Origin of the sequence: Burkholderia sp. FERM BP-3421 (genome assembly GCF_028657905.1) — a bacterium.
Lineage (GTDB): Bacteria > Pseudomonadota > Gammaproteobacteria > Burkholderiales > Burkholderiaceae > Burkholderia.
Window position 1 is genome coordinate 1,198,998 of sequence record NZ_CP117782.1, and the last position, 17,230, is coordinate 1,216,227.

The following is a 17,230-nucleotide window of genomic DNA, read 5'->3' on the forward strand; positions in this document are numbered from 1 at the left end:
TTGATTTTTAAATTTATCGCGCCAACTATTCATTTTTATAAAATTATCCAAAGCCGGCTTTCCCTTGGGAAAATCGGCCTTGATTAATTTCAAGCATTCGGCCGCCCGGGTGGGCGGCCGGATTTCGTCGTCCTAGCCTCCATTACCGGCAAGGCCTCCACTGAATCTCGCTCCTTCCCGGAGGGGCCGAGGCGGCGTCGTCACGCCTCGCGGCGGAATAATTCAATTAATCCGCCGCCAATCGATCGATTATTTACCGATATCGCAAAACCCCTCATGCACCGCGCACGAAACTAAAGCGCGCGCCATCGGGCCGATTAATTTTTTATCCGACGCCATTCTCAATCGCGCATTGATCGCTCATGCCTGAATTCGTGTTTCGTCCATTGCTGGATATTTCCCGCCGACAAGCCGTGCTGTTCTGCCTTGCGCTGACCGCATTCGAACTGCTCGCCTATCTCGCCAGCGACATGGTGATGCCCGCGATGCTGCAGGTCACCCACGATCTGTCCGCCGCGCGGCACCACGTGCCCGGCGCGCTCTATGCGTTCCTGCTCGGCGGCATCGCGTTCCAATGGCTGCTGGGTCCGCTGTCGGACCGCTTCGGTCGCCGGCCGCTGCTGCTCGCCGGCACCCTCGTATTCTCGGCCGCCTGCCTGGCCACGGCCGCCTGCCAGCATATCGCCGGCTTCAACCTGCTGCGATTCGTCCAGGGCACCGCGCTCGGCTTCATCGTCGTGGTCAGCTACCCGGCGCTGCAGGAGACCTTCGCCGAACGCGACGCGGTGCGCCTGATGGCGCTGTTCGCCAATATCGCCCTGCTGTCGCCGCTCGCGGGCCCTCTGGCCGGCACGCTGCTGCTGCGCGTGCTGTCGTGGCGCGAGCAGTTCGTCGCGCTCGGCATGGCCGGCGCGCTGATCACGCTCGCCCTGTGGCGCTGGATGCCGGAAACCGCGCGCGCCGCGCCGGCGCCCGGGTCGCTGCGCGCAAGGACGATGCTGGCCAACTATGCGGCGCTGCTCCGTCAGCGCGACCTGGTGTGCGGCAGCCTCGCGCTCGGCCTGCTGCCGCTGCCGCTGATCGCCTGGATCGGCCTGTCGCCCTTGCTGATCCGCGACCTGGGCCAGGACGGACTGGCCTACGGACTCTGGCAGCTTCCCGTGTTCGGCGCGGTGATCGCCGGCAACCTGGCATTGAACCGGCTTGCCGCCCGGCTCGACCTGCCTCGCCTGCTGCGCGTCGCGCTGTACCCGACGGCGGCCGGCGTGCTGCTGCTTCTGGTCGTCGCGCCGCTGTCGCCCACGCTGCCGGCGCTGGTCGCCGCGCTCTCCGTCTACGCGTTCGGCGTGGGTCTCGGCAACGCGACGCTCTACCGGCTGACGCTGTACAGCACCGGCGACGCCACGGGCAGCGTCGCCGCGCTGCTCGGCATGCTGTCCACCGCGATGCTGGCCGCCGGCGGCTCGGTCCTGACCTGGGCCGGCGGCGGCGATTCGCCCGCCCGCTTCGCCGTCTGCGCCGGCTTGATCCCGCTGCTCGGCGCGCCGCTACTCCGGCGCGTGCTGCGCCCCGCCCCCGCCGCAACCCTTCCCTGCTCTCCGAACCGATGACTACGCTGCCTCATGTCGACGCCCTGTGCGCGCTCGACCATCCCTACCGCGCCGACGACGCCTGCGACCGCCTGTTCGACGCCGCCATGCGCGAACTCGTCGCCTACCACTGCGACGCAAGCCCCGGCTACCGCCGCTGGCTGGAACGGAACGGCTGTCCGCCCGAGCGCCTGGACCAGCTATCCGACTGGTCGGAGCTGCCGCCCGTGTTCGCCAACTACTTCAAGCGCAATCTGCTGCTCAGCGAAGCCGGGCGCGACGCGCTCGAGCTGACGTCGTCCGGCACCACCGGCCAGAAGAGCCGCATGCGCTACGACGCGCGCAGCATGGGCGCCGCCCAGCACATGGTCGACCGGATCTTCGCGCACTACGGCTGGCACACGCCGCAGCAGCCTTGCAACTACCTGTTGCTCAGCTACGAACCGCGCGGGGCGATCACGCTCGGCACGGCCTATACCGACCAGTTTCTGTGCAAGTACGCGCCGGTCAACCAGGCGGTCTACGCGTTGCGCCACACCGGTTCGGGCCATGAGTTCGATCCGTTCGGCGCGATCCGCGCGCTGCAGCGCTTCGCCGAGGAAGGTCTGCCGGTGCGCATCCTCGGCTTTCCCGCGTTCCTGTGGTTCACGCTGCAACGCATGGACGACATGGGCGTCCCGCCGCTGACGCTGCATCCCGACTCGCTGGTGTTCCTCGGCGGCGGCTGGAAAACCCACGCCGATGCGGCGATTCCGAAGCACGAACTGTATCGCCGGCTGGGCGAACAGCTCGGCGTGCCGGATCCGCGCTGCCGCGACGGCTACGGCTCGGTCGAGCATCCGGTGCCCTACGTCGAGTGCGCCCACCATCGCTTTCACGTGCCGAGCTGGGCGCGCGCCTGGGCGCGCGACACCGCCACGCTGGCCCGGCTGCCTTACGGGGCCGCGGGCTTCCTCCAGCTGGCGTCGCCCTACATTTCCTCCAGCCCGGCGCACAGCCTGCTGTTGAGCGATCTGGCCGTGCTGCAGCCGGCCGAGCGCTGCGGCTGCGGCCTGCCCACCGACTGGTTCGAGCTGCTGGGCCGCGCCGGCACCAGCAAGAACCGCAGCTGCGCGATGGCGGCATCCGAACTCATCAAGGAGCATTGACATGTATCTGCTGCACGGCATGCTGCACGCCGACTACGCGCTCGACACGGCGCTCGCGACGCTGCGCGAGCGACTCGCCGAGACGCTGGCCGAACCGCTCGACCACGAGACCGTGCTCGCCTGCGCCGAACGTTTCGCCGCCGCGCTGGACGACGGCGCACCGTCCGCGCTGCCGGACGAGGCGGCGCGCGCCCAACTGGCCGCGTTCTGCCGCCGCCCGGCGCTGCAGGCCAAGCTCACGCGGGAATTGGGCGGACAGCCCGGCTCGCTGCGCCGCGCGAATTACCGCGAGCCGCACTTCGAGGCATGGCGCCCCCTCGGCGTGGTGTTGCACGTGACGCCCGCCAATGCCGCGCTGCTGCCCTTCATGGCGGTGCTGGAAGGCTTGCTGGCGGGCAACATCAACTGGCTGCGCCCGAGCAGCCGCACCGACGACCTGAACGCGCGCCTGCTCGCCGAACTGCTGCGGCACGACGCCAGCGGCCGGCTCGCCGCGCACGTCGCCGTGCTGCCGGCGCCGAGCGCCGGGCTCGGCGCCTTGCTGGCCCATGTCGACGGCGTATCCGCGTGGGGCGGCGCAACGGCGCTCGCGGCCCTGCGCGCGCAACTGCCGCCCGGTTGCCGCTGGATCGACTGGGGGCATCGGATCAGTTTCGCCTACCTGGATCCGGACGCCGCGCGCGATGCGCAACTCGACGCCCTCGTCGACGACGTGTGCCGTCACGATCAGCAGGCCTGCTCCAGCCCGCAGGCCGTGCTCGTGGACAGCGACGATCCGGCGACGCTCGGGGCGCTCGCGCGCCGGCTCGCCGATGCGCTCGGCCGCCGGGCGCCGCATTGGCCCGCGCTGCGGGCGGATCGGCAGGAAGCGGCGGAGATCAGCACCCGCATGGCCTTCCATCGGCTGGACCAGGCGTTCGCCGACGCGCCCGGCGAGGTCATCGACGGCGACGGCTGGCGGATCGCGTGGGCGTGGCGCGAGGAATTGACGCCGTCGCCGCTGTTTCGCACCGTCGAGTTGCGCCCGGCTCCGCGCGCGCGGCTGGCCGGCATCCTGCGTCCGTGGCGCACGCACCTGCAAAGTTGCGGTCTGATCGCCCCCGCCGAGCGCCTGCCCGGCCTGTGCCGGCTGCTGCTCGCGGCGGGCGTGAGCCGCATCGCGCCCGTCGGCCGCATGCACGACGGCTATGCCGGCGAACCGCACGACGGCGTCTATGCGCTGCAACGCCTGTCGCGCCGCGTGTCGGTGAGCCTCGACGCCGCCGTGCTGCCCGGTCACGCCCACCTCGATGCGCCGCCCGCCGCGCCGGAGGGCCTGCACGCGCTGCCGGTGATGGACAGGGCCGCGTTCCAGAGCCAGCCCGATCACGCGCGGGCCCAGCTCTACTTCCGCAGCGGCGGCAGCAGCGGCGCGCCCAAGCTGGCCCGCTTCAGCTATCGCGACTACCACCGCCAGATGCGCGCCGCGGCTGACGGCCTGTTTGCCGCCGGATTGGATCCCGCCACCGACCGGGTCATGAATCTCCTCTACGGCGGCAATCTGTACGGCGGCATGCTCAGCTTCTTCACGATCCTCGATGCGCTCGGGGTGCCGCAGTATCCGATGGGCGGCCCCGTCGGCGACGATTTCAGCGAGATCGCCGCGCTGATCGTCGAGCAGCGCGTCGACACGCTGATCGGCATGCCGAGCACCGTGCACCGGTTGTTCGAGCGCGAAAGCGAGGTGCTGCGCCGCTATGGCGGGGTGCGCAAGGTGTTCTGCGGCGGCGAGCACGTCGACGCCGGGCAGCGCGCCTATCTCGCGGGCTTCGGCGTCGAATCGATCCGCTCGGCGATCTACGGCTCGGTGGACGCCGGTCCGCTCGGCCATGCCTGCGCGTGTTGCGCCGACGGCGAATTCCACCTGCTGGCGGACACGCAATGGCTGGAAGTGCTGGAACCCGGGCGCGACGCCCCGGCCGCGCCCGGCGAGATCGGCCGCCTGGTGTTCACGTCGCGCCGCCGCGAAGCCCAGCGGGTGCTGCGTTACGACCTGGGCGATCTGGGCCGGTGGTTGCCGGGCGCCTGCGCCTGCGGCCTGGAGACGCCGCGCTTCCGGCTCGCCGGCCGCCACGGCGCGCTGCTGCGGATCGGCACGATCTTCGTCAATCCCGAGCAATTGAGCCGGCCCATCGGCCGGCCGATGCAGTGGCTCATCGATCGCGACGACGCGGGGCGCGACCGCATCCAGCTGCTCGTCGACGGCGATCCGGCGTCGATCCGCGCCCGCCTGCTGGACGATGCCAAGTTGAGCATGGTCGTGAACGGCGGACTGCTTCGCTTCGAGGTGAGCGCCCATCCGGCCGCCACGTTCCGCCGCCATCCGCACAGCGGCAAGACGCCGCTGGTCCTGGATCTGCGCGGCTGAGTCCCCGTCGTCCATTCATCCACCATCACCATGCATCCACGCCTTCCCCTCCTCGTCGAGCATGCGCGCGCGCATTCGCCGCACTATCGCGCGCTGTACCGTGCGCTGCCCGCGCACGGCTGGCGACTGGCCGACCTGCCGCCGACCGATCCCGCCGACTACTGGCTGGATTCCCAGGACCTGACCCGCTGGCCCGTGCTGACCGCCGCGCTGGACGACGCCCATGTGTTCAAGACGGGCGGCTCCACCGGCGACGGCAAGCTGTCGGTATTCAGCCGCGCCGAATGGCGCGCGTTCGTCCAGGCGTTCGGCGCGGGCCTCGCGCACCAGCTGCGCGACGGCGACCGCGTCGCCAATCTGTTCTTCGCGGGCGATCTCTACACCAGCCTGCTGTTCATCCACGGCGCCTTGTCGCATGCGCCGGCGGCGATCGTCGAATATCCGTTCACCTGCCAGGTCGACCACGACGTGCTGGCGGCCGCGATTCACCAGCACCGCATCAATGTGCTGGCCGGCGTGCCCGCGCAACTGCTGCGCTTCGCCCATCACCTCGCGGCGCAGGGCCAGGTGCTGCCGGAGGTGCGGACCGTGCTCTACGGCGGCGAAAGCCTGTTCGACGAGCAGATCGCGCTGCTCGCACAGGTGCTGCCGCACGCCCGGTTCGGCTCGGTGGGCTGCGCGAGCGTCGACGCGGGCCTGATCGGTTACGCCGATCCCGCCTGCGGGCATGGCGAGCATCGCCGGTTCGACGACGACAGCCTGATCGAGATCGTCGACGAGGACAGCGGCGAGCCCATCGACGAAATCGGCCGCCCCGGCCGCCTGCTGGTCACCAACCTGCAGCGCCGGCTGATGCCGGTGATCCGCTATCCCAGCGGCGATCTCGCGTGCTGGCGCGAACCGCCGGGCCCCGCGCGCAAGTTCGCGCTGCTGGGGCGCGCCGCGCAGGCGCATCGGATCCGCGTCGGCACGCTGTCCTTGTTTCCGGACGCGCTCGGGCGCGCGCTCGACGCCGCGGGCGCGCTGCTGGGCTGGCAACTGGAACTCTCCCGTGCCGACGGCGCGGATTGCCTGACGTTCCTGCTCGCCGCGCGCGCGCCGCTGGATCTCGCGCGGATCCGCGCCGAGGTGCTCGCCGCCCAGCCGGCGCTCGCGCAACAGTGCACCGGACATCAAGTCCGCGTGACGCTGCGGCAAACGCCGCTGAAACACATGCTCACCCACCCGCGTTCGGGCAAGCTGCTGCGGATCGTGGACCGGCGCGACTACGCGCACGCGGAGGCCGGGCGATGAGCGCGGCCGATCAGTTGAAGGCGTCGGTGCGCGACTATCGGGCGAGCGACGCCGAGCCCGTCAGCGCGTTGTTCCGCGCGGTCTACGGCGAGCATTACGTGTATCCGGACGTCTATCTGCCGAGCCGCATCGATGCGCACAACGTCAGCGGACAATGGCGCTCGGCGGTGGCGGTGCGCGACGGGCGGCTGCTGGGACACGCGACGCTGTGGCGGGACGCGGCGCAGCCCGGGCTCGCGGAACTCGCGTTGAACGTGGTGCATCCGGACGCCCGCGGTCAACGCATCGCGAGCCGGCTCGCCCGCCACCTGCGCGCGACGGCGGCACAGCTCGGCGTCGGCATGATGACGATCAAGCAGGTCTGTTCGCATCCGCGCAGCCAGCATGTCGCGCTGGCGCTCGATTTTCGCAGCACGGCGCTGCTGATCGACTACGTCGAATCGCCGTTCGGGCGGGCGGAACGGGAGAGCATCGTCGTCGGGTGCCTGCCGTTGCGCGCGTGGCCGCTGCCCCGGCTCGACTGGCCGACGCATTGGCATGAATGGCTGGACGGCCTGCGCGCGGTGTTCGGCGAGGCGCCGCCGACGCCGCACGCCGCCGCGGCGGACTTCAGCGTGACGCAGGACGGCTTGCGCGTCGTCCTGGAGGCGTCACGCGCCAGCGACGCCCAGTTGGCCGAAATCGCCGCGCTCCCGGCCCGCTCGCTGCTCGATCTGCTCCTGCCGGCCACGGCGGAAAACCTCGCGCACGCGCCCGCCCTGACGCGCGGCGGGTTCCGCTTCGGCGGCCTGCTGCCCGCCGCGAGCGGCGGCTGGCGGCTGCTTTGGCTGCGCGGTCGGAGCCCGCGGCCGCTCAACCTGTGCGACCGGCAAGGCGAACGCTTGTATCGGCTCTACGCGGGGCCGGCGTAAGCGCCGCGCCGGCGCGTCTCACGATGCGCGTTCGCCGCGGGCCGTGCCATCCCGAACGATCGCACGCCGCGACGCCCCCGCTTCCATCCACAAGGCGGCTGCCGTCGATGTCCGGCGCGGGCGTCCTGGACCGGCATTCTCCGTGATCAACATCGACATCGACCGCGGCCCGGCATCGCTCCTCATCTGCGCCGGCACGAACGCGTCCACGAGCCGGCTCGCGTGTTCGCCGCGCTTCGCCTGTCGGTTGCGGTATACCTCGCCGTAAGCCGCCCGTCGGCTCGCGTTGCCGCTCGCGCCGACTTCACGCCGCGGGTTCTTCCCGGCGCGCCGGCCCCCACGCGCCGCCGCGTGATTTTCTGTGCCGGGCCGTCGCTGTTCAGGGGCCGGTGCGCCCGGTTCTCGCCCGAACCTCGTTGATTTGATATCGAGACGGTTGCCCGCGCACCGGCTTATTTGCCCGGTCATTCGCGCGCCATTATCTCGATAAAATTCAACCACGAGAGATATGGATCATGAATAAAAAGGAAATTCTTTGCTTCCGAATTCCATATTGAATGCCTCAAAAACCCGATTATCTGTCCCGCGCGGACACTATAAATCCCACCAAACCTCCGGCCATCAAGCCTCCAAGCCTTTCACCCGGGCCACCGAAAGCATCGCGAAAGTCAGCTAAATTTAGTTAAGTCAACCAATAAATAATTTGTTTATTTCGATCAAAAAAGATTTTCACATTTCCGGAAACTAGGGTTTATAAGGCTAAAGAAAAGCCCACTCACCCCGTTAATTCACGCACGACATGGGCTTCCGTCGCGAGTCAATCACCACGCGCAGTCTTCCTTGCAAGGGGCAAACGATGAAATCATTTCGGGTGACCATCAGGATCAAACTCCTCGGTGGTTTCGGCGTGCTGGCGGCGATCGTCGCGATCGTCTCCGGCATGTCGCTGAAGGCGCTGTCCGAATCGAACGACGCGTTCAACCGCTATGCGCAGGGCATCAACGCGCGCGCGAACCTGGCCGCGCAGGTCCGCACGGCCGTCGACCGGCGGGCGATCGCCGCCCGCAACCTGGTGCTCGTGACCCGCCCCGAGGACATCGAGCAGGAGAAAGCCGATGTGCAGCGCGCGCATGCCGACGTGCAGTCGCGGCTCGGCGACCTGAACGCGATGATGGCCAAGGCCGACGACACGACCGACCGCGCCCGCGCGCTGGTCGCCGATATCAACCGCGTCGAGGCCAGCTACGGCCCGGTCGCGCTCGAGATCGTCAATGCGGCGCTCGCCGGCAACCGCGACGCCGCGATCGCGGAGATCGACACCAAGTGCCGCCCGCTGCTCGTCGCGCTGATCCAGGCCACCAACGCCTATGCCAGCTACACGCACGAGCGCGAGGCGGCGATCGCGCAAGACTTCACCGACCGCTACATGTACGAGCGCAACCTCCTGCTCGCGATCTGCGCGGCCGCGATCGCGCTCGCGATCGTCGCGGGGCTGTGGATCACCCGCTCGATCACCGGGCCGATCGGCGAGGCGGTGCGGGTCGCGCGCACGGTCGCGGAAGGCGACCTGCGCAGCGAGGTCGTCGTGCACGGCCGCGACGAGACCCGCGACCTGCTCGACGCCCTCAACATCATGAACGAGCGGCTGACCGGCATCGTCAGCCGCGTGCGCGACGGCTGCGGCAGCATCGCGACCGCGGTCGGCGAGATCGCCGCGGGCAACATCGACCTGAGCCAGCGCACCGAGGAACAGGCCGCGTCCCTGCAGGAAACCGCCGCCACCATGGAACAGTTCACCTCGACAGTCCGGCTCAACGCGGAGAACGCCCAGCAGGCCAGCCAGCTCGCCGCGAACGCATCCGACGTCGCGCAGCGCGGCAGCGCGGTGGTGGGCCGCGTGGTCGACACCATGACCGAGATCGGCGACCGCTCCTCGAAGATCTCCGACATCACCGGCATCATCGAGGGCATCTCGTTCCAGACCAACATCCTGGCGCTGAACGCGGCGGTCGAAGCGGCGCGCGCGGGCGAACAGGGGCGCGGCTTCGCGGTGGTCGCGAGCGAGGTGCGCAGCCTCGCGCAGCGCTCGTCCAGCGCCGCGAAGGAAATCAAGGAACTGATCTCGGCCTCGGTACAGACGATCCGCGACGGCTCGACGCTCGCCAATCAGGCCGGCGAGACCATGGGCGAGGTGACGCAGGCGGTCGCGCGCGTGACCGACATCATGGGCGAGATCGCCGCCGCGTCGGCCGAGCAGAGCCGCGGCATCGACCAGGTCAACCTGACGATCACGCAGATGGACCAGACCACCCAGCAGAACGCGGCGCTCGTCGAACAGGCGGCGGCCGCGTCGAAGTCGCTGGAAAGCCAGGGGCACGCGTTGAACGATACGGTCGCGACCTTCCGCCTGCCGGCGGGCGGCGTCGCGCCGCGCGGCGCGGCGGCCGACTGGGACGAGCCCGCCGTGTGGCGCCCGGCGGTGGCCTGAGCCATGTGCGACGCCGAACGCGGTTTCAGGTTCGCGTGCCGTCCGCCCCCGGCGGGGCGGACGGCGACAGCGCGGCGCGCTGCGCGAGCACGTCATCGATCAGGCCGTAGGTGCGGGCTTCGTCCGCCGACATGAAATGGTCGCGGTCGGTGTCCCGCGCGATCTGCTCGACCGAGCGCCCGGTGAACGCCGCCATTTCCGCGTTGAGGCGCTCGCGCTGGTACAGCACCTCGCGCGCCTGGATCTCGACGTCGGCCGCCGTGCCCTGGCTGCCGCCCGACGGCTGGTGAATCATGATGCGCGCGTTCGGCAGGGCATGGCGCTTGCCGCGCTGCCCCGCCGCGAGCAGGAAGGTGCCCATGCTCGCGGCGAAGCCGGTGCACAGCGTCGACACCTCGGGCCGGATGAAGCGCATCGTGTCGTAGATCGCGAGCCCGTCGTAGACCGAGCCGCCCGGCGAGTTGATGTAGAGCGAAATGTCCTTGTCCGGCTGCTCGGACTCCAGGAACAGCAGCTGCGCGACCACCAGGCTCGCCGACTGCTCGTTCACCGGTCCCGTGAGGAACACGATGCGCTCGCGCAGCAGGCGCGAGTAGATGTCGTACGCGCGCTCGCCGCGCCCGGTGTGTTCGATGACGGTCGGCACGAGACCGAGGCCCGACGCCGCGGGAGAACGGGGAATGGAGATCATGGGGGTGGCCTTTCGCCTTTCGGGCGGGAAGATGAGCGGGAGACGCCTCGGGTGGCGCGTCACCCTGTTGACGGGCCGGCGCGATCCCGCGTGACGAGGATTTTTTTGCGTCCCGCTGTCACGCGGCGCACGCGTCATCCGTCATGTACGGATTTCTTCGCGTTCTGGCAGACTGGCGGCGCGGCCGCCGTCGCCCGCGCCCCGTTTCCGGAGCTTTCCGCATGACGATCACGTTGCGCTTCTCCCTTCCCGACGCCGCGTTCGAAGCCGAGCGCGCGCGCCTTTTCTCGCTCGCCTACCGGATGCTCGGCAGCCGCGCGGAAGCCGAGGATCTGATTCAGGACGCCTGGCTGAAATGGCACGCGGCGCGCGCGGATGCGATCCACGTGCCGGCCGCGTGGCTCACCACGGTCGTGACCCGGCTCGCGATCGACCGGCTGCGGCAGTTGCGCACCGAGCGGGCCGCGCAGCACGACGGCGCCCTGCCCGAACCGTGGCTCGACGCGCTCGCGCCGTCGGCCGAGACCCGCGCGCTGGTCGGCGCGCAGCTGTCGTACGGGCTGATGCTGCTGCTCGAACGCCTGACGCCCGACGAACGGGCGGCCTTCCTGCTGCGCGAGGGGTTCGACTGCGACTACGCGGACATCGGCGCGGCGCTCGGCAAGCCCGAGGCGCACTGCCGGCAGCTCGTGCATCGCGCGAAAGGCCGTCTCGGGCGCGCGGGCGACGTGCGGGCGCCCGCCGATCCCGCGCGCCAGCGCCGCATCGTCGACGCGCTGCGGGCCGCGATCGACGCGCAGGATCGAACGGCGCTGCTCGCCGTGCTGGACGGGGTCCGGATCGTGAGCGACGCCCCCTCGCCGTCGGCCGCGCCGGTGCTGGCGGCGGCGCGCGCGGAACCGCTCGCGCTCGGCGGCGAGGCCGCGCTCGCGCTGTTCTCGGCGCACACGCCGGAGATCGTTGCGCTGCTCGTGCCGCTCCTGGATGACGACGGGCAGACAATGCTGTGCGTGATCGCGCGGCCCGGCGCGCTGGCCGCCGTCAATCGCGTGTTCGGGCGCGCGGCGCTTGGCGCGCTGCTCGCGCGCATCGCTCATGGTATGTCCGTCATCGCGTTGGCCGGCTGAGCCGGCCGCACCCTTACCGCCTCGCGTTCCCGACCCGGCATGCGCACCGCCCAGGCGGACGGTGTGCGCCGTACGGTGCTGCTATTTCGGTTCGATCGCGCTGATCGGGCCGACCGGGCGCAGCGCGATCCGTGGTGGAATCGCATGCGTAAACGCCTTGACTGCGATCGTGTTCTTCAGCACGGCTGCGTCGAGCGTGCAGGCATCGAGGTGGGTGCCGTCGGTCACCCCTGCCGCCGCGCATGCGGCACGTGCCTGCTCATACACCTGCGGCGCGAGGTCGCTGGCATAGAACAGCTTGGCGGGTGCGACATACTTCACAGTCTGTTCGGCGAACAGCGACTCCTTCGGTTGCACGAGCCAACTCGGCGCGTAGCGCTGATAGAGATCGACGGCCGATACCGGCTGCCGGAGCTGCGTGCCGTTGCGCATCGCCAGCGCGACATTGCTGGGGCTCGCTAGAATTCCGTGTGTGTTCGCCCGGGGGCGGTGCCCCAGGCCAACCGTCACGTCCAACCAACCGTTATATAGTTGCGCGCGCATCATCTCACCCGTGGCGCGCGTGACGACATAGGCGCTGCCGCCGCGCATCAGGTACACGTCGCCCGGCAGCGTCACGATCGCGTTGTCGGCAACGCTCGTGAGCTTGCCGTTGATCAGCACGCGCGGCGGGTCGTCATAGATCGCGATCCGGTTCGCGCCCATCCGCACCGCGACCGCGGTGTTCATCGTCACGTTCGGGTTGTTGAACACCTTCGCGCCTGACTCCTGCCGCGCCTGCACGATGAAATCCGGCCCGGCATCGGCCAGGATGAAGTCGCCGCTTGCCTGGAAATCGTAGTAGAGCCCGTCGAACGTCGTCACATGGGTGTCGCCGACGCTCGTCGAACACGAGGCGGACGACGTCCCCGCAGCGTTGCTCTCATCGAACACGATCGACGGGTACTGCTGCTTCGGCACCACGGTCGGCGTGCTGACCAGATTGAGATTGTTGGTCTCCAGGGTCCAGCCGCCGATCACGCAGTCGGGCAGGATATTGCTGCCGGTCTCGACCTGGGTGCGCACCACCAGCGTCGCACCGCTGTTGAACACCGCCTGCCCGCCGCCGCCGTCGCCGAACACGTTGAACTCCGCGTCGCCCCAGTTGCTGGCGAGGTCGGGCAGAATGTCGTCGCCCGGCGTCGAGACCATCGAACCGCCGACATATAACATCAGCGAGCCGCCCGAGGCAGCGGAGCCGGTCAGCTTCATGTCGTGCAGATCAGCGACGCTCAGGGCCATCGGCGCCGCCACACCGTTGGAAGCGTTGCGCACACAATCGCCGCCATACGCGCTCCAGCCGCCCGGGCAAGCGGCGGAGCCGTAACTCACCAGCCAGTACTGGATATAGGCGCTGCTCGACGAATTGTCGTACACGAACTGCGCGAAGCCCTTGCAGGACGACGCGCCTCCGCTGCAGACCGACGTCGTGAAGAAGTTCGAATTGAGCTGCAGCGTGAAGAAGTTGTTGCCGTTCACGCCCCCCGTTCCTGCGCCCTGGGTCGCGAGGCTGGTCGCGTTGGTCACGCTGTCGAACGAACCGTTCGCGAGCGTGATCGGACTTGCAGGCTGAGCGACATAGTCATTGCCGTTACCGACCGTATCGAGCATGGGCCCGCGTCGCGGTCCGAAGAAACGATGCGGCGGAATCGTGCAGGCTACCTCGCGCCACTGGGTTTCCGGATAGGTCGCCGTATAGCAGGCTTTCTTCGGGCGCGCCGTGTGCACCAGCTTCAGCCGCCACGTCTCGCGCTGCGCGGCCGTGGAAGCGGCGATCTCGGGTGTCACCGCCCGAATGCCGGCACTCGTCGCCGGCGTAAGCTGGATCGGCGTGTGTGTCACAGCCGGTGCATCCTCCGCACCGGCCGCGATGACCCGAGCTGCGCCCAGCAACAGAGCCAGCACCGCGAGCCGCGTGCTGGATTTCGTATTGAAGCTCGGCATTGTCATCCCCCCACTTTGGCAACGCGCGATGTACCGCTTCGCGCGAACTCCCCCCGACCCAAGCTGGCCAGTCCCGTCATGCCATTTGATTCGCATCTCCGCAACCGGTCGTCGCTACGTCGAGAGATTGTTTAGGCCTACTCTAGGAAATGGTATCGGGGTGCGCAAGCGCCTATGCGGTGCGGCGCCGGTGCGCTCAACAGCCTTTCGGCGCGCTGACGGCGGCCCAAGCGAAATCGCGACGAATCGGCTACATTGTGCGGTCCATCGTTGGGCGCCCAACCGCCACGCGCCGATTTTTCTCCCCCCTTCGACACGAGCCTCGCCATGCCCGATCTTTCCGCCTTCCCGATTACGCAGAAATGGCCCGCGCAGCATCCGGACCGCATCCAGCTCTATTCGCTGCCGACGCCGAACGGCGTGAAGGTGTCGATCATGCTGGAGGAAACCGGGCTCGCCTACGAACCGCACCTGGTGCGCTTCGACACCAACGACCAGCTGTCGCCCGCCTTCCTGTCGCTGAACCCGAACAACAAGATTCCCGCGATCCTCGATCCCGACGGCCCGGGCGGGCGGCCGCTCGCGCTGTTCGAATCGGGCGCGATCCTGATCTACCTCGCCGACAAGAGCGGCCAGCTGCTGCCGCAGGACCCGGCGGCGCGCTACGAAACGATCCAGTGGCTGATGTTCCAGATGGGCGGCATCGGCCCGATGTTCGGCCAGGTCGGGTTCTTCCACAAGTTCGCGGGCCGCGACTACGAGGACAAGCGTCCGCGCGACCGCTATGTCGCCGAGGCGAAGCGGCTGCTCGCGGTGCTCGACGGCCATCTCGCGACGCGCGCCTGGATCATGGGCGACGCCTACACGATCGCGGACATCGCGACCTTCCCGTGGATCCGCAACCTGGTCGGCTTCTACGAGGCGGGCGAGCTGGTCGGCTTCGACGCGTATCCGCACGTCGCGCGCGCCCTCGCCGCGTTCGTCGCGCGCCCCGCCGTCACGCGCGGCCTCGAGATTCCCGCCCGCGCGTGACGCGTCCGGACGCGCGCGGCTAGGCGCGCGTCTGCCCCTGCAACAGCTTGTCGAGCAGCGCCGCCAGCTGGGCCTGCTCGCCCTCGCTGAGCGGGCTCAGCACCGCGCGCTGATTGTCGACGTGCGCCCCGACCGCCGCCTCGATCAGCGCGTACCCCTCGTCCGTCAGCCCCACCAGCGTGCCGCGCCCGTCGGCGGGATTCGGCCGGCGCTCGACCCAGCCCGCCTGCTGGAGCCGGTCGATGCGGTTCGTCATGCTGCCCGACGAGATCATCGCGGCGTCGTACAGCGCGGTCGGCGTCAGCGCATACGGCCTGCCGCTGCGACGCAAGGTCGCAAGCACATCGAATTCCCCGGGCTGCAAACCGTAGCGCGCGAACAGCGGCGTGAGCCGGTCGCGGGCGATCACGAGGGCCGTCTCCTGCAGGCGGCCCAGCAGCAACATCGACATCGGATCGAGATCCGGGCGCTCGCGACGCCACTGCTCGACCGCATGGGCGGCTCGGTCCATTAACCCTCCTGATCGTCCCAGTTATCTTGACCTCAAGATAAATCACCACTATCTTGATATCGAGATAATTATACGCAACGGTCGGCGCGCTTCTTGAGGCGCGCCGCGCTTCAGGGATTTCCGCCTCATGCCACTCCTGCTTTCCCCCGCCTGGCGGCTCGCCGCGATCGTGCTGGTCGGCCTCAACCTGCGGCCGGTGCTGGCCTCGCTCGGCCCGCTGCTCGACACGATCCAGCGCGCGACCGGGCTCAGCGACAGCACTGCAAGCCTGCTCACCACCGTGCCGATCCTGCTGATGGGCGCGGGCGCGCTCGGCGCGCGCTGGCTGCAGCGTCACGCCGGCGTGCGCGCGGGCGTCTGGCTCGGCGTCGCGCTGATCGCGCTCGCCTGCGCCGCGCGGCTCGCCGCCGCGCATCCGGCCGTGCTGCTCGCGAGCGCGCTCGCGGCCGGCGCCGGCATCGCGATGGCGCAGGCCTTGCTGCCGACTTTCATCAAGACGCATTTCGCCGCGCGCGCCGGCAGCGTGATGGGCTTCTATTCGACCTCGATCATGGGGGGCGCGGTGTTCGCGAGCGTCGTCACGCCGTTCGCCGCGGCGCGCGTCGACTGGAGCGCCGCGCTCGCCGGCTGGGCGCTGCCCGCCTGTGCGGCCGCCGTGCTGTGGCCGCTCGCGAGCCGCGCCCGGGCGGGCGGCCCCGCCGCGACGACAGGCCGCCACGGCGCGCGCGGTTCGCGCGCGTGGCTGCTCGCGCTGTTCTTCGGGCTCGGCACCGGCGCCTATACGCTGGTGCTCGCGTGGCTGCCGCCGTACTTCGTGTCGCTCGGCTGGTCGCCCGAAGCCGCGGGCGGCCTGCTCGGCGGCGTGACGGTCGCGGAAGTCACCGCGGGCCTGCTCGTTTCCAGCTTCATCGACCGCCTGCGCGATCGTCGTCCGGCATTGTTCGCGGCGATCGGCTCGCTGCTCATCGGCCTGCTGGTGCTGATCGCGTCGCCGCTCGGCCTCGCGCTGCCGGCCGCGCTGCTGATCGGTCTCGGGATCGGCGCGCTGTTTCCGCTGTCGCTGATCGTCGCGCTCGATCACGTCACGCAGCCGGCCGAGGCCGGCGCGCTGACCGCGTTCGTGCAGGGCATCGGCTACCTGATCGCGGGCCTGTTCCCGTTCGCGGCCGGCCTGATCCGGCAGAACCTCGCGGACCTCACGCCCGCCTGGGCCTTCATGGCCGTCGTCTGCCTCGTGATGTTCGCCATGGCCGCACGCTTCGCGCCGCTGCCCGTCGCGGCCGCGAGCCGCGCCTGATCAGTCCGCGCTCGCGTACAGCGTCGAGCGCGCGAACCAGTCGGCGGTCAGCACCCGGCCGATCAGGATCAGCGCGGTGCGCTCGATCGGCGTCGCCGCGATCTTCCCGACGATATCCGCAAGCGTGCCCGTCACGCGCACCTCGTCCGGCCAGCTCGCGCGATACACGACCGCGACCGGGCAATCCGCGCCGTAGTGCGGCAACACCTCGTCGACGATCTTCGCGAGATGGCGCACGCCCAGATGGATCGCCAGCGTCGCGCGGTGCGCGGCGAGGCCGCCCAGCGCCTCGCCCGCCGGCATCGTCGTCTTGCCCGCGTAGCGCGTGAGGATCACCGTCTGCGCGACGTCGGGCAGCGTCAGCTCGACGCCGAGCGTCGCCGCGCAGGCGGCCGTCGCGGTCACGCCCGGCACGATCTCATAGGGAATGTCGAGCGCGCGCAGCCGGCGGATCTGCTCGCCGATCGCGCCGTACAGCGACGGGTCGCCCGAGTGCACGCGCGCCACGTCCCGGCCCTTCGCATGCGCAGCCGCGAGCAGCGCGACGATCGCGTCCAGATCCAATTCCGCCGTGTTCACGACCTGTTCGGCGCGATGGCCTTCGAGCACCGCCTCGGGCACGAGCGAACCCGCGTAGAGAATCACCGGGCAGGTGCGCACGAGGCGCTGCCCCTTCACCGTGATCAGTTCGGGGTCGCCCGGCCCCGCGCCAATGAAATACACCGTCATGTCCTGCTCCGTCTGGCCTGTCCG

The 17,230-nt window shown here is 69.6% G+C and carries 13 protein-coding genes; 9 read left to right on the forward strand and 4 right to left on the reverse strand.

Annotation, left to right across the window (positions count from 1 at the left end; genetic code table 11):
* Nucleotides 1-362 precede the first annotated feature (362 nt).
* The 6 genes from Bsp3421_RS21395 (at nucleotide 363) to Bsp3421_RS21420 (ending at nucleotide 9,836) form a co-directional block, all read left to right on the forward strand.
* Entirely contained in the window at nucleotides 363-1,610 is a 1,248-nt protein-coding gene (locus Bsp3421_RS21395) for an MFS transporter (RefSeq protein ID WP_274003206.1), read from the forward strand.
* Entirely contained in the window at nucleotides 1,607-2,737 is a 1,131-nt protein-coding gene (locus Bsp3421_RS21400) for a LuxE/PaaK family acyltransferase (RefSeq protein WP_274003207.1), read from the forward strand. Before Bsp3421_RS21395 ends, Bsp3421_RS21400 begins: the two co-directional genes overlap by 4 nt.
* A gap of 1 nt (nucleotide 2,738) precedes the next feature.
* Nucleotides 2,739-5,144: an acyl-CoA reductase gene (locus Bsp3421_RS21405; protein WP_274003209.1), complete on the forward strand. Its 2,406-nt coding sequence runs from the start codon at nucleotides 2,739-2,741 to the stop codon at nucleotides 5,142-5,144.
* Nucleotides 5,145-5,174: 30 nt separating this feature from the next.
* Nucleotides 5,175-6,437 carry a phenylacetate--CoA ligase family protein gene (locus tag Bsp3421_RS21410; RefSeq protein WP_274003211.1) on the forward strand — a complete coding sequence of 421 codons (1,263 nt, stop codon included), beginning with the start codon at nucleotides 5,175-5,177 and terminating at the stop codon, nucleotides 6,435-6,437.
* Nucleotides 6,434-7,348: a GNAT family N-acetyltransferase gene (locus tag Bsp3421_RS21415; RefSeq protein ID WP_274003213.1), complete on the forward strand. Its 915-nt coding sequence runs from the start codon at nucleotides 6,434-6,436 to the stop codon at nucleotides 7,346-7,348. The genes Bsp3421_RS21410 and Bsp3421_RS21415 overlap by 4 nt, the downstream gene beginning before the upstream one ends.
* Nucleotides 7,349-8,204: 856 nt before the next feature.
* Complete coding sequence (locus Bsp3421_RS21420; protein ID WP_274003216.1) at nucleotides 8,205-9,836, forward strand: methyl-accepting chemotaxis protein; 1,632 nt, start codon at nucleotides 8,205-8,207, stop codon at nucleotides 9,834-9,836.
* Between the two features lie 25 nt (nucleotides 9,837-9,861).
* On the opposite strand, the gene clpP is transcribed toward Bsp3421_RS21420, so the two are convergent.
* Entirely contained in the window at nucleotides 9,862-10,527 is a 666-nt protein-coding gene (gene clpP / locus Bsp3421_RS21425; RefSeq protein ID WP_274003218.1) for an ATP-dependent Clp endopeptidase proteolytic subunit ClpP, read from the reverse strand.
* A 221-nt stretch (nucleotides 10,528-10,748) separates the two neighbouring features.
* Between clpP and Bsp3421_RS21430 the strand changes: the two genes are divergently transcribed.
* Nucleotides 10,749-11,654 (forward strand): sigma-70 family RNA polymerase sigma factor, encoded by a 906-nt coding sequence (locus Bsp3421_RS21430; protein WP_274003220.1) that lies wholly within the window; start codon nucleotides 10,749-10,751, stop codon nucleotides 11,652-11,654.
* Between the two features lie 81 nt (nucleotides 11,655-11,735).
* On the opposite strand, the gene Bsp3421_RS21435 is transcribed toward Bsp3421_RS21430, so the two are convergent.
* On the reverse strand, nucleotides 11,736-13,481 hold the full coding sequence (locus tag Bsp3421_RS21435) for a VWD domain-containing protein (protein WP_274003222.1): 1,746 nt from the start codon (nucleotides 13,479-13,481) through the stop codon (nucleotides 11,736-11,738).
* A 483-nt stretch (nucleotides 13,482-13,964) separates the two neighbouring features.
* Between Bsp3421_RS21435 and Bsp3421_RS21440 the strand changes: the two genes are divergently transcribed.
* Complete coding sequence (locus Bsp3421_RS21440; RefSeq protein WP_274003223.1) at nucleotides 13,965-14,669, forward strand: glutathione binding-like protein; 705 nt, start codon at nucleotides 13,965-13,967, stop codon at nucleotides 14,667-14,669.
* 19 nt (nucleotides 14,670-14,688) lie between these two features.
* On the opposite strand, the gene Bsp3421_RS21445 is transcribed toward Bsp3421_RS21440, so the two are convergent.
* On the reverse strand, nucleotides 14,689-15,180 hold the full coding sequence (locus tag Bsp3421_RS21445; RefSeq protein WP_274003225.1) for a MarR family winged helix-turn-helix transcriptional regulator: 492 nt from the start codon (nucleotides 15,178-15,180) through the stop codon (nucleotides 14,689-14,691).
* A gap of 127 nt (nucleotides 15,181-15,307) precedes the next feature.
* Here Bsp3421_RS21445 and Bsp3421_RS21450 point away from each other — a divergent pair, with 127 nt between their 5' ends.
* The gene (locus tag Bsp3421_RS21450) at nucleotides 15,308-16,477 is read left to right on the forward strand and encodes an MFS transporter (protein WP_274003226.1); all 1,170 of its coding nucleotides are present in this window, start codon (nucleotides 15,308-15,310) and stop codon (nucleotides 16,475-16,477) included.
* Here the strand turns inward: Bsp3421_RS21450 and cobM are convergent, their stop codons facing one another.
* Nucleotides 16,478-17,206, reverse strand: coding sequence for a precorrin-4 C(11)-methyltransferase (cobM, locus tag Bsp3421_RS21455; RefSeq protein WP_274003228.1), 729 nt, complete (start codon nucleotides 17,204-17,206; stop codon nucleotides 16,478-16,480).
* Between the last annotated feature and the right edge of the window lie 24 nt (nucleotides 17,207-17,230).

What these genes read in the sequence shown, in the direction of transcription:
- Bsp3421_RS21450 (WP_274003226.1), top strand. Translation starts at nt 15,308, where the DNA reads ATGCCACTCCTGCTTTCCCCCGCCTGGCGGCTCGCCGCGATCGTGCTG.
- Bsp3421_RS21395 (WP_274003206.1), top strand. Translation starts at nt 363, where the DNA reads ATGCCTGAATTCGTGTTTCGTCCATTGCTGGATATTTCCCGCCGACAA.
- Bsp3421_RS21405 (WP_274003209.1), top strand. Translation starts at nt 2,739, where the DNA reads ATGTATCTGCTGCACGGCATGCTGCACGCCGACTACGCGCTCGACACG.
- Bsp3421_RS21440 (WP_274003223.1), top strand. Translation starts at nt 13,965, where the DNA reads ATGCCCGATCTTTCCGCCTTCCCGATTACGCAGAAATGGCCCGCGCAG.
- cobM (WP_274003228.1), bottom strand. Translation starts at nt 17,206, where the DNA reads ATGACGGTGTATTTCATTGGCGCGGGGCCGGGCGACCCCGAACTGATC.
- Bsp3421_RS21415 (WP_274003213.1), top strand. Translation starts at nt 6,434, where the DNA reads ATGAGCGCGGCCGATCAGTTGAAGGCGTCGGTGCGCGACTATCGGGCG.
- Bsp3421_RS21445 (WP_274003225.1), bottom strand. Translation starts at nt 15,180, where the DNA reads ATGGACCGAGCCGCCCATGCGGTCGAGCAGTGGCGTCGCGAGCGCCCG.
- Bsp3421_RS21430 (WP_274003220.1), top strand. Translation starts at nt 10,749, where the DNA reads ATGACGATCACGTTGCGCTTCTCCCTTCCCGACGCCGCGTTCGAAGCC.
- Bsp3421_RS21410 (WP_274003211.1), top strand. Translation starts at nt 5,175, where the DNA reads ATGCATCCACGCCTTCCCCTCCTCGTCGAGCATGCGCGCGCGCATTCG.
- Bsp3421_RS21400 (WP_274003207.1), top strand. Translation starts at nt 1,607, where the DNA reads ATGACTACGCTGCCTCATGTCGACGCCCTGTGCGCGCTCGACCATCCC.
- clpP (WP_274003218.1), bottom strand. Translation starts at nt 10,527, where the DNA reads ATGATCTCCATTCCCCGTTCTCCCGCGGCGTCGGGCCTCGGTCTCGTG.
- Bsp3421_RS21420 (WP_274003216.1), top strand. Translation starts at nt 8,205, where the DNA reads ATGAAATCATTTCGGGTGACCATCAGGATCAAACTCCTCGGTGGTTTC.